Source organism: Afipia sp. GW822-FHT03D08 (genome assembly GCF_058801645.1).
Genome location: NZ_JBXANK010000003.1, coordinates 212,795 through 224,469, shown reverse-complemented (window position 1 = coordinate 224,469; position 11,675 = coordinate 212,795). Strand labels below are relative to the sequence as shown.

Sequence of the window (11,675 nt, the reverse complement as noted above, 5' to 3'; positions counted from 1 at the left end):
ATCGCGTTCCTACCGGCGGGTCTCGTGAGCCCGCTGGTCCCCACGCGGAGAGCTGACTTTGCGCTCGATCAGAGGCTTCGCGCTGCTGCAAGTGTTCCACAATCGAAGTTCGCTTCGGGCCGCAGCGCTCTCATTTTTGCTGAGCTTGATCCTGTTCGCCGCCGTTCAGCCGGCGCATGCGCTCGACGCGATCAGCGTCCGCAGCGACGCGCCGGCGATCGACCTGACCGGCGTGCTTGAATTCCAGCGCAGCGACACCGACCGTATCCAGGTTTCCACCGCGCCCGGCACCGACGGCATCGTCCGCCGCATCGAGGTGCGTGCGCGCGAAGGCGGCCAGAACTGGATTGTGTTCGCACTGACCAACAACACCGACGATCAGCTCGATCGTCTGATCGTCGTGCCGCACTACCGTATCGTGTCGTCGGGATTGCTCTGGCCCGATCTCGGCCTGTCGCGCATCGCCTCGATCACGCCGTCGACCGGCGACCGCCCCGAGCGTCAGGAGAACCCGACCGCGGACGTCTTCCGCATCACCCTCGACCCCGGCGCGGTCATCACCTTCGTCGCCGAACTGCGCACCGACAAGATTCCGCAGCTCTATCTGTGGGAGCCGGAAGCCTACAAGGACAAGGTCAACTCGTTCACCCTCTATCAGGGCATCGTCATCGGCATCTCGGGCCTGCTGGCGCTGGTGCTGACCATCCTGTTCGTGGTCAAGGGCAGCATCATGTTCCCCGCCGCGGCGGCGCTGGCTTGGGCGGTTCTCGTTTACATCGGCGTCGACTTCGGGTTCTGGGGCAAGGTGTTCGACATGTCGGCCGGCGCGGAGCGCGTGTGGCGCGCGTCCGGCGAGGCCATGCTGGCGGCGACGCTGCTGGTGTTCCTGTTCGCCTATCTCAACCTCTCGCGATGGCATGTGCGCTATTCGCACATCACCATGGGCTGGCTGCTGTTCCTCGGCGCACTGGTCGCGCTCGCACTGTTCGATCCCGCCGTCGCATCCGGCATTGCGCGCATCTCGCTGGCGCTGATCGCGGTGTTTGGCTTTGCGCTGATCGTCTATCTCTCGACCCACGGCTTCGACCGCGCGGTGCTGCTGATTCCAACCTGGTTCCTGCTGATGGTCTGGGTCGCCGCCGCCGGCATGACCATCGCCGGCGCGGTCACCAACGACATTGTCGGACCCGCGCTGCTCGGCGGTCTTGTGCTGATCGTGATGCTGATCGGCTTCACGGTGATGCAGCATGCCTTCGCAGGCGGCGGCGCGACCAGCGGCGTCGTCTCCGACGTGGAGCGCCGCGCGCTGGCACTGACCGGCTCCGGCGACCTGATCTGGGACTGGGACGTGTCGGCGGACAAGGTCTTCACCAGCCCCGAAACCGAAGTGCTGCTCGGTCTCAAACGTGGCACGCTGGAAGGCCCAGCCGCCAAATGGCTCGAGGTGCTGCATCCGCTCGATCAGGATCGCTTCCGTGCCGCACTGGACAGCGTGCTTGATCAGCGCCGCGGCCGTCTGGTGCAGGACTTCCGGCTGCGCACGCCCGACGGACACTTCATGTGGTTCGCGCTCAAGGCGCGCCCGGTGGTCGGCTCGGACGGCGAAGTTTCGCGCGTGGTCGGCACGCTGACCGACGTCACCGACATCAAGAATTCGGAAGAACGGCTGCTTCACGATTCGGTGCACGACAATCTCACCGGCCTGCCGAACCGGCAGCTCTTCATCGATCGCCTCGGCGCGGTGTCGATGTTCGCCAAGACCACGCCGAACCTGCGCCCCACCGTGATGGTGATCGATCTCGACCGCTTCAAGCAGGTCAACGATTCCGTCGGCATCGCGGTCGGCGACTCGATCCTGCTGACATTGGCGCGGCGTCTCACGCGCATTCTCAAGCCGCAGGATACGCTGGCGCGTCTGGCCGGTGACCAGTTCGGCCTGATCCTGACCTCGGAGCACGAGCCCACGCGGATCACCGCGTTTGCCGAAACCATCCGCAAGACGATCCGGGCCCCGATCGCATTCGACGGCCGCGAGATTTTCCTTACCGCATCGATCGGCCTCGCGCTGAGCGATCCGCAGGTCCCGCTGACCGAGGAGATCATCAAGGACGCCGAGCTGGCGATGTATCATTCCAAGCGCATCGGCGGCGACCGCATCGACGTCTACAAGCCCGCCATGCGCGCCCGCAAGACCGACCGTCTCGCGCTGGAATCCGAACTGCGCCGCGCCATCGAGCGCCAGGAAATCACCATTCTCTATCAGCCCATCGTGCGGCTGGAAGACCGCAGCATCGCGGGCTTCGAGGCGCTGGCGCGCTGGGATCATCCCAAACTCGGCCGGATGTCGCCGTCGGAGTTCATTTCGATCGCGGAAGAAATCGGCCTGATCGTCGAGCTCGGTCTGTTCGTGATGGACACGACGGCGAAGCAGCTTGCCATCTGGCAGCGCACCGTGCGCTCGCGCCAGCCGATCTTCGCCAGCGTCAATGTCTCGTCTCGGCAACTGCTCCGTCACGATCTGATCCATGACGTGCGCGGCGTGATGTCACGCTCCGCCGTGGCGCGCGGCTCGCTCAAGCTGGAATTGACCGAGTCGCTGGTGATGGAAAATCCCGAGCACGCCGCGCAGATGCTGCACCGGATCAAGGAACTCGGCGTCGGCCTGTCGCTGGACGACTTCGGCACCGGTCACTCGTCGCTGGCCTATCTGCAACGCTTCCCGTTCGACACCATCAAGATCGACCAGTCGTTCGTGCGCACCTCCAGCCGCGGCGCGCGGCCGGTGCTGCTCAAGTCGATCATTGCGCTGGCGCACGATCTCGACATGGAAGTCGTGGCCGAGGGTGCGGAAACGGACTCGGATGCGGTGGAGCTGTTCCAGCTCGGCTGCGAATACGCGCAGGGCTTTGCCTTCGGCGAGCCGATGGACGCCGACGCCAGCCTCCGCCTGCTGACCGGCGAAAAGGTTCAGCAGCCACGCAACCGCCGGCAAAGCATCCGCAACATCACGACGCCGACACCGCCACCCGCGGCAACGACAGCGCCTGCTGCCATGCCCGGACCCGAAACGGCGTAAAAGGGTTTTTGCGCTTAGGCGTGTCCGGCTTCGTTCGACAACATCGCCAGATCGATGCCGATCTTTTCGAGCGCGCGCTGATACTTGTCCTCGGCGTCGGGCCCGAAAATCAGATCGGGATCGGCGGGACAATGCAGCCAGCCGTTGTGCTGGATCTCGTTCTCTAACTGGCCGGGCGCCCAGCCGGCATAGCCCAGCGCCAGAATGGCATGCTTGGGTCCGGCGCCGGCCGCGATGGCTTTCAGGATGTCGAGGGTGGCCGTGAGGCAGATTCCGTCGTCGATCGGCAGCGTCGCATCCTTGATGAAGAAGTCGCTCGAATGAAGCACGAAGCCGCGGCCGGTATCGACCGGCCCGCCTTTCAGCACCTTCATCTCCTCGGCGCTGCCGGGCAGCTTGATCTGATCGGCCTTGTTGATGATGTCGAGCTGCACCAGCAGTTGCGGGAAGTCGATGCTGCCGGCCGGGCGGTTGACGATGATGCCCATGGCGCCTTCAGATGAATGGGCGCACAGGTAGATGACCGAGCGGGCAAAGCGCTCATCGTCCATTACTGGCATGGCGATCAGCAACTGACCGTCGAGATAGCCGGCGCCCGACATCTCACCTTCGGCCAGGATCTGGCCACCGGCAGTCTTTTCGGTCTTCTTGCGCGTGGCCTTCATCGCAACGACTCTCGTACTGTTCAACCATCCTGATATTGGGTGCCAGTTCTGTCAATCAAGCGGCGCAGCGCGGTTGCAGCATGCTGCATTTGGTCGCGAAAAAGACCGGATCACAGGCAATTCAATGGTTCACAGGGATACCACCCTGTAAGGACGTCCGATGACACTCTTGGTTCCCGTTCGTACAGTCTCTAGCATTGCCTTCGCCGCAATTGCCTGCCTCGCTCCGGTGCACGCGCGCGCCGATGACGCCTCACCCTGGATCAAGGACACCTACTCGGCGGTCCGGCTGATTGCCGGTTCGCGCAGCGGCAACGTGCTGCTCGGCGGCATCGGCTTCCAGCTGCAACCGGGATGGAAAACCTACTGGCGCACGCCGGGAGATTCCGGCGTGCCGCCGCGGATCGATTTTTCGAAGTCCGACAACATCGACTCCGTCAAAATTCTCTGGCCGGTACCGATGAAATTCCCCGACGGCGCCGGAGGAATCTCATTCGGCTATCATAACCAGTTGCTGCTGCCGCTGCGGATCATTGCAAAGAGTCCTGACAAGCCGGTGACGCTGCGTGCGTCGATCAGCTACGCGGTGTGCGAAAAAATCTGCATCCCGGTCGAGGCAAATGCCGAGCTTGCATTTGTCAGCGTCGCCAGCACCGAAGACAGCGCCATCGCCGCGGCGCTCGAAACCGTCCCGAAGCCAGCCAAGATCGGCGACGCGACGCCGATCGCGATCCGCGGCGTCCGGCGCGACGGCAAGCTGGTGCTGGTCGACGTGGCTCTGGACGAGAAGAATGCAACCCATAAGGACAAAGAGGTCCAGCTCTTTGCCGAAGGCCCGACCCCGGACTGGGCGTTGCCGGTCCCCAAGCTCATCCAGCGCGAGGCGGACGGCGTCCTGCGCTTCGCCTTCGAACTCGACGGGCTTCCTCCGGGCGCGACTGCCGACGGCGCGATCCTGAAGCTCACGGTCGCCGGACCTGGCGGCGCCTATGAGGTGAACGCCGCCGTGCCGCCCAAGACGGATTGAGATCGCACCGCAGCAAGCCGCCGGCCGGCAAATTGCGCGTCTCCCATTCGCAAAACCGGTTCACACCTTTGCGGAAACCGCGCTATGACACTGCACCGATTTCACGGAGAGCACCGATGACCATTAAAGTTGGCGACAAGCTGCCCGAGTCCAAGTTTCGCGTCATGACTGCTGAAGGTCCGCAGGTCAAAACCACCGATGACATTTTCAAGGGCAAGAAGGTCGCACTGTTCGCCGTCCCCGGCGCCTACACCGGCACCTGCCACAAGATGCACATGCCAAGCATTTTCCTGAACGCCTATGCCCTGAAGGCCAAGGGCGTCGACACCATCGCCGTCGTGTCGGTCAACGACGCCTTCGTCATGAGCGCCTGGAAGCGCGACACCGACCAGCGCGACGAGGCGACTTTTCTTGCGGACGGCAACGCCGACTTCACCAAGGCGATCGGAATGGAGCTCGACGCTTCCGGCAACGGACTCGGCATCCGCTCCAAGCGCTATTCGATGCTGGTGGAAGACGGCACGGTGAAGATTTTCAATCTCGAGACCAACCCCGGCAAGGTGGAAGTATCCGGCGGCGACACCCTGCTGTCGCAGCTTTGAGACAAGCGTCTTTCCGCGAGAGCCGAAACACACGAGATGTCGTCCCCGCGAAGCGGGGACCCATGCGCCCTAAGCGGGCTATCAGGATCCTGTCTTCGATAACCTTCGGTGGTTATGGGTCCCCGCTTTCGCGGGGACGACGCCGGGAAAAATTACACTTCCCTTGACCCTCAACGATTTTCCGCCAGCCCGTCGCGCGCGAGCTGATCGGCACGCTCGTTCTCGGCGTGACCGGCATGGCCCTTGATCCAGTGCCAGCGAACCGTGTGAGCCTTCAGCGCCGCATCGAGCCGCTGCCACAGATCTGCATTCTTGACCGGCTTCTTGTCCGCGGTCTTCCAGCCGTTGCGCTTCCAGTTGTGAATCCACTGCGTGATGCCCTGACGGACATACTGGCTGTCGGTGGTGAGATCGACCAGCGCCGGCTTCTTCAGCGCTTCAAGCGCCGAGATCGCCGCCATCAACTCCATGCGGTTGTTGGTGGATGGATTTTCGCCGCCCTTCAATTCCTTTTCGACATCGCCAAAACGGAGGATCGCGCCCCAGCCGCCCGGCCCCGGATTCCCGGAGCATGCGCCGTCGGTGAAGATCGTGACATGCGGAAGTTTTGCGTCGCTCACGCCACCATCCCGGACTGCTCGACGCCGTAGTCGCGCATGCTCTTCACGCTCTGGTGGAAGCGCAGCTTGCGGACATATTCCAGCGGGTCCTTCGGCCTGACCAGCGCGCCGGGCGGCACGTTGAGCCAGTCCACCAGCCGCGTCAGCAGGAAGCGCATCGCGGCGCCCCGCGCCAGCAGCGGCAGCGCGTCCTGCTCTTCGGCGGAGAGCTTGCGCTCGCGGGCATAGGCATTGAGGAACGCCCGCGCCTTGGTGACGTTGAACGAGTGATCGGGCTCGAAACACCACGCATTCACGCAAATCGCAACATCGTAGGCGAGCATGTCGTTGCAGGCAAAGTAGAAGTCGATCAGTCCCGACAGCTTGTCGCCGAGGAAAAACACGTTGTCGGGAAACAGATCGGCGTGGATCACGCCGCGCGGCAACGCACTCGGCCACGCGCTTTCAAGAAAATCCAGTTCGGCGCGCAGAAAATCGCGCAGCCCGCTTTGCACGCTGTCGGCGCGTTCGGCCGCCTGATCGAACAGCGGACGCCAGCCGGACACCGACAGGGAATTGCCGCGCGACATTTTGAAATCCGCGCCGGCCAGATGCATCTTCGCCAGCGCCGCACCCACACCCGCGCAATGCGTTGCATTCGGCCTGCGTGGCCACACGCCTTCCAGAAAGGTGATGATCGCAGCCGGGCGACCGGCGAGCATGCCCAGCGCTTCACCCTGCTGATTCACGACAGGCTGCGGGCAAGTGATGTTGTGGGACGCAAGATGGCCCATCAGCCCGAGAAAGAACGGCAGATCGCCCTTGGCGACCCGCTTCTCGTACAGCGTCAGAATGAAAGAGCCGCCACTGGTGTGCAGAAGATAGTTGGAATTCTCCACGCCCTCGGCGATGCCCTTGTAGGAGAGCAGGTCGCCTATTCCGTAAGGGACGAGAAAATCCGCAAGCTCTTCGGCGGTGACGTCGGTGTAAACCGCCATCTAGTGTCCCGATTCCGAAGTTCGCATGTGTTTGCAGTACCCCTTAATGCGAACTTCGGAATCAAAGGGACACTAGGATGATCATGATTCCGGTGCGGCTTTGGATTTGAAGTTCCTAAACGGACTCGCGGCCAATTGATAGGAACTTCAAATCCGCCACACCGAGAGGTTTACTCCGCCGCGTCGTTCCGCAGCGGGCGCGGCAGCGGGAAGAATTCGTTCTCCATCGCCGCCGACACGGTTTCCACCTTCAGATGATAGTGGGCCGCGAACGCATCCATGATTTCCTCGACGATCACTTCCGGCGCCGAGGCGCCTGCGGTGATGCCGAGGGTCTTGATGCCTTCGAATTTCGACCAGTCGAGTTCGGACGCGCGCTGCACCAGCACGGAGACCTTGCAGCCTTCGCGCTCGGCGACTTCGCGCAGCCGCTGCGAGTTCGAGGAATTCGGCGAGCCGACCACGATCATGGCTTCGACCTGCGGCGCGACCTTCTTCACCGCGAGCTGGCGGTTGGTGGTGGCGTAGCAGATGTCTTCCTTGTGCGGTCCGTCGATGTCCGGGAATCGTTCCTTGAGCACGGCAACGATTTCCGCGGTGTCGTCGATCGACAGCGTCGTCTGCGTCACGAAGGCGAGCTTGGAAGCATCCTTCGGCTGGAAGGTGCGCGCCGCGTCCATGGTCTCGATCAGGACGACCGCGCCCTTCGGCAACTGGCCCAGCGTGCCGACCACTTCCGGATGACCGGCATGGCCGATCAGGATGATTTCACGGCCGCGCTTGAAATGGATGGCCGCCTCGCGATGAACCTTGGTCACCAGCGGGCAGGTCGCATCAAGGGTGAAGAAATTGCGCTTGTCGGCCTCGTTCGGAATGGCCTTCGGCACACCATGGGCGGAAAACACCACCGGGGCATTGGTCTGCGGAATCTCGTCCAGTTCCGCGACAAAAATCGCGCCCTTTTCGCGCAGGCTTTCCACCACATAGCGGTTATGCACGATTTCGTGACGGACATAGACCGGCGCGCCATAGAGCTTCAGCGCGCGTTCCACCGTATCGATGGCCCGGACCACCCCGGCGCAAAAGCCTCGGGGGGAACAAAGCACGACTGAAAGCTGCGGTTTTTGAGCGTCAGGGGTCATTTTAAGCCGGAATCAAGGGTTTTCGGAACCAATAAAGGGGACTTGGGGCTGCCTTCCCCGTTCTGTCAAGGGCGATCAAAACCATTGAATGGTCCGCCCTCGGCAGACTATATAGGGACGAATTCCCGTCATCACCGATGACCAGACGGCTTTACCCCCCAAAAAATCTGGCGGGCGAAGCGTAAAGGAGATTTGCCATGAGCAATGCACCGCTGATGCCGAAGGCGACTGCCGTGTGGCTGGTTGATAACACCGCGCTGACGTTCGACCAGGTGGCCGAGTTCACCAAGATGCATCCGCTCGAAATCCGCGCTATCGCCGACGGCGACGCGGCGCAGGGCATCAAGGGCATGGACCCGATTTCGACCGGCCAGCTCTCCCGCGAGGAGATCGAGCGCGGCGAAGCCGACCCGGACTATCGGCTGAAACTCGGCGAGTCCAAGGTGATCCTGCCTGAGGCCAAGAAGAAGAAGGGCCCGCGCTACACGCCGGTCTCGCGCCGCCACGAACGGCCGAGCGCGATCCTGTGGCTGGTGCGCAATCATCCCGAACTCAAAGACAGCCAGATCATGCGCCTCGTCGGCACCACCAAGACGACGATCGCCAGCGTTCGCGACCGCACCCACTGGAACGCCTCGACTCTGACGCCGATGGACCCTGTGACCCTCGGCCTGTGCTCGCAGATCGAACTCGATTTCGAGGTGCAGCGCGCGGCCAAGGAAAAGCCCGCAGCCACGCAGTACGGCGGCGCGACCCTGCTGCCGGCCTCCGAAACCACCCGCAAGGACGCCGAGCACGAGGCTGCCACCACCACCGAGAAGCAGCGCGACGACATGAATGTCGACGCCGTGTTCGCCAAGCTGAAGACCATCGGCGGCAAGAAGGCCGAAGACGAATAAGTTTTTCGGGATCATGCCTCTATTAAATGGGCATGATCTTTCCGAAAACCGGCTTCCACTTTTCGGGATCATGCCCCAGACGGGGCATGTCCTAACCGCCGGATGAGTGGTATAGGAGTGTGATGCGCAACCGTGTCACGCTCCTTTTTCTTGTCGCGGCCCTGACCGCCCTCGTCTCCGCTATCAGCGGCGCACCGGCGCGCGCCGAGAAGGTTGTCGATCCCAGCACGGTTGCGCCGGAGTTTCGCGAGGCTGCCGAAAAGCGCCGTGCCGAGCAGGTCAAACTGATCGAATGCAACAACGCCGCGAAGATCGCGAAAATTCAGAAGCGCGAACTGCCGCAATTTGTCGCCGAGTGCTTCGACAAGCCCGCTGACAAGCCGTAACCGGCTCGCACCCCACGAGCACATTCGTCGTCCCCGCGAGCAATTTCGCGAAAGCGGGGACCCAGACTCTTCGTTCCATCGATGCCGACGAGAGCGTCGTTGCGGCATCGCGTCGAATCCGAAAATTCAGGACTATGGATCCCCGCCTTCGCGGGCATGACATCGAATGTTTCGCCGCATTCAATCTTCAGATGCCAACAACTTTACATGCCGACACGATCTCGCGGCGCGATTCAACGCGTCCGAGATGTGACGTGCTCCGCGCAAATGCGCGAAGGCGATGGAGCCTCGGGAGGCGCCGGGGTGCTTGCGAGACACCCGTAAGGCGAACCTTGCGATCGGCCCGCCTGCGCGGTCTTGCGAGGACCGCGCGCGCCAAATGACTTTGGCGCTGCGCCTCCCGGCGCTCCACCGTCGTCAGTTCGCGAGCCGTTCCGAATGGCGATCAATCAGCCGGAACAGTGATAGGATTATATTCCGTATATCGTGATATAGTCAAGCCGGGGCCACCTGCGTCTTTGACTATCGTCATCCGCCTTCAGCAGGTAGGTTTCGATATTCAGACAAGACCCGTTTTTCGCGCCGCACGGCAAGGCATTTGATGCAATACGATATCGAGGCCGACTGGCATTTGCTGTACACCTGCAACTACCGTTGCGGTTACTGCTTTTTTTCATCTGACGTGCTCGGCCAGAAATTACAGACTTACGCATCGCCGCAGCAATGGCAGTCGGCTTTCGATGCCACGGGTTATACCTGGCTGCTGCACCTCACCGGGGGTGAACCGAGCATCTATCCTTCGTTCACCGACTTATGCGAAGCGCTGACCAAACGGCATTTCATTTCGCTCAATTCCAATCTCAGCCGGCCATTTCAATCTTTCGCAGAGCGTATCGATCCGGCCCGCGTCAGCTTCATCAATTCGGGATTTCATTTCGAGGAGCGCGAGCACAGGTCCGACAATTCCGCCTTTTTCCGGAACGTGGAGTTGCTTCGATCAAGAGGCTTCCCGGTTCTGGTGTCGATCGTCGCCAGCCCAAGCACACTCGCGCGCTTTCAGGAAGCGAGCGACCTTCTCGCGCAGATCGGGATTGTCCCCATCCCCAAAGTGATGCGAGGAGCCTACAACGGTCAGGTTTTCCCCGAAGCATACACAGAGCCCGATCGGGAAAGGTTTCGCAGGTTCGCGGCACTGGCGCGCGACTTTTATGAGCCCTCGCTGGCGAACGCAGCGGAGCGGCCGAGTATCGACATGTTCAGGGATGACGATCTGCTTTATGGCGAGCCATCGTTCGCCGGGCAGTCCTGCGAAGCGGGACGCCGGTTCGTGAAACTGGAACCGACGGGAGAGGTCATCCGCTGCGGCGGGCCGACGGTCTATGGAAATGTTCTCGCCGGCACATTCAAACGCGCGCGCGGGCCGAAACCCTGCAACACGCAGGCTTGCGTCTATTTCTGCCAGAAATATGCAAAACCGGCTGCGCCGCGCCCACGCAGCTTCGCTCCCGAATTTCTCACCCGGTTTTCGGATTTTATCGGCGCGACCGGAAAACCAAATTAAGTTCGGCTTTGTAAAGCTGCTTCAGGAGCAAATCCCTACTTCCCCGCTCCGTCCTTCGCAGCCTTGCGCGCGTCCGCGATCGCGAGCTTGAACTGCTCCGCGGTCAGGCCGCCGGGGATGCGGAACGTCCCGACAATGAAGACGGGCGTGCCGCGGAAGCCGAACGCCTGGGCCTGCTCGCTGTTGCGCTTGAGCAGCGCATCGATCGAAGCCTTGTTGGTTGCGAGATCAGCCTTGGCCTTCGCCACATCGACGCCGGCCTGTGTCAGCGTTTCGTCGATGGCGGCTTCGGTCAGGCGGCCGACCTTGACGATCAGCGCGCGGTGCGCGGCCTCATACTTGTTCTGATACTTCGCAGCGAGCACCAGACGCGCGGCATATCCCGACGGATCGCCGAGAATCGGCCAGTCCTTCAGCACCAGCCGCACATTCTTGTCGTCGCTGATCACCTGATCGAGCACCGGCGAAATCTTCTTGCAGTAGGGGCACTGGTAATCGAAATACTCGACGATGGTGATGTCGCCCTTCGGATTTCCGAGCACCGGATTGTCGGCATCGCGCAGCACCGCATCCTTGCTCAGCACATCGGAGGCAGCGCCCTGCTCCTGCGCCGGCGCGGTTTGCGCGGACTCGAAGGCCAGGAACGTCAACACGAGCATTGCGGCGGCGAGGCCGGGAATATATCGCTTTGCGAAACTCTTCATGTTCAACTTTCAAAAC

11 protein-coding genes are annotated in these 11,675 nt (G+C 62.0%); 6 read left to right on the top strand and 5 right to left on the bottom strand.

Translation table 11 applies throughout. The features are described from left to right. Positions 1–91: 91 nt before the first annotated feature. The gene (locus AC1RM7_RS20230) at positions 92–3,076 is read left to right on the top strand and encodes a sensor domain-containing phosphodiesterase (RefSeq protein WP_161638783.1); all 2,985 of its coding nucleotides are present in this window, start codon (positions 92–94) and stop codon (positions 3,074–3,076) included. 14 nt (positions 3,077–3,090) lie between these two features. On the opposite strand, the gene AC1RM7_RS20225 is transcribed toward AC1RM7_RS20230, so the two are convergent. Then, on the bottom strand, positions 3,091–3,741 hold the full coding sequence (locus AC1RM7_RS20225) for a YqgE/AlgH family protein (RefSeq protein WP_024577327.1): 651 nt from the start codon (positions 3,739–3,741) through the stop codon (positions 3,091–3,093). Between the two features lie 160 nt (positions 3,742–3,901). On the opposite strand from AC1RM7_RS20225, the gene AC1RM7_RS20220 reads away from it, so the two are divergent. Together AC1RM7_RS20220 and AC1RM7_RS20215 are read left to right on the top strand one after the other, a co-directional pair. Then, positions 3,902–4,768, top strand: coding sequence for a protein-disulfide reductase DsbD domain-containing protein (locus AC1RM7_RS20220; protein ID WP_024919660.1), 867 nt, complete (start codon positions 3,902–3,904; stop codon positions 4,766–4,768). 116 nt (positions 4,769–4,884) lie between these two features. After that, positions 4,885–5,370, top strand: a complete 486-nt coding sequence (locus AC1RM7_RS20215) for a peroxiredoxin (protein WP_006022817.1) — start codon at positions 4,885–4,887, stop codon at positions 5,368–5,370. Positions 5,371–5,540: 170 nt separating this feature from the next. Here AC1RM7_RS20215 and rnhA read toward each other — a convergent pair whose 3' ends face one another. The 3 genes from rnhA to ispH all read right to left on the bottom strand — a co-directional run bounded on the left by rnhA (position 5,541) and on the right by ispH (position 8,109). Beyond that, positions 5,541–5,990 carry a ribonuclease HI gene (gene rnhA, locus AC1RM7_RS20210; protein WP_006022818.1) on the bottom strand — a complete coding sequence of 150 codons (450 nt, stop codon included), beginning with the start codon at positions 5,988–5,990 and terminating at the stop codon, positions 5,541–5,543. After that, positions 5,987–6,967, bottom strand: a complete 981-nt coding sequence (locus tag AC1RM7_RS20205) for a homoserine kinase (RefSeq protein ID WP_024919661.1) — start codon at positions 6,965–6,967, stop codon at positions 5,987–5,989. Before AC1RM7_RS20205 ends, rnhA begins: the two co-directional genes overlap by 4 nt. Before the next feature lie 170 nt (positions 6,968–7,137). Further along, complete coding sequence (gene ispH, locus AC1RM7_RS20200; RefSeq protein WP_006022820.1) at positions 7,138–8,109, bottom strand: 4-hydroxy-3-methylbut-2-enyl diphosphate reductase; 972 nt, start codon at positions 8,107–8,109, stop codon at positions 7,138–7,140. Between the two features lie 197 nt (positions 8,110–8,306). Here ispH and AC1RM7_RS20195 point away from each other — a divergent pair, with 197 nt between their 5' ends. The 3 genes from AC1RM7_RS20195 (at position 8,307) to AC1RM7_RS20185 (ending at position 10,955) form a co-directional block, all read left to right on the top strand. Further along, positions 8,307–9,008: a DUF1013 domain-containing protein gene (locus AC1RM7_RS20195; RefSeq protein ID WP_006022821.1), complete on the top strand. Its 702-nt coding sequence runs from the start codon at positions 8,307–8,309 to the stop codon at positions 9,006–9,008. A gap of 122 nt (positions 9,009–9,130) precedes the next feature. Further along, on the top strand, positions 9,131–9,394 hold the full coding sequence (locus AC1RM7_RS20190) for a hypothetical protein (protein ID WP_024919662.1): 264 nt from the start codon (positions 9,131–9,133) through the stop codon (positions 9,392–9,394). Between the two features lie 601 nt (positions 9,395–9,995). Beyond that, a complete protein-coding gene (locus tag AC1RM7_RS20185) occupies positions 9,996–10,955 on the top strand; it encodes a radical SAM protein (protein ID WP_024919663.1) in 960 nt (319 codons plus the stop codon). Positions 10,956–10,990: 35 nt separating this feature from the next. Here the strand turns inward: AC1RM7_RS20185 and AC1RM7_RS20180 are convergent, their stop codons facing one another. Continuing rightward, positions 10,991–11,659 carry a DsbA family protein gene (locus AC1RM7_RS20180; RefSeq protein ID WP_024919664.1) on the bottom strand — a complete coding sequence of 223 codons (669 nt, stop codon included), beginning with the start codon at positions 11,657–11,659 and terminating at the stop codon, positions 10,991–10,993. Positions 11,660–11,675: the final 16 nt, after the last annotated feature.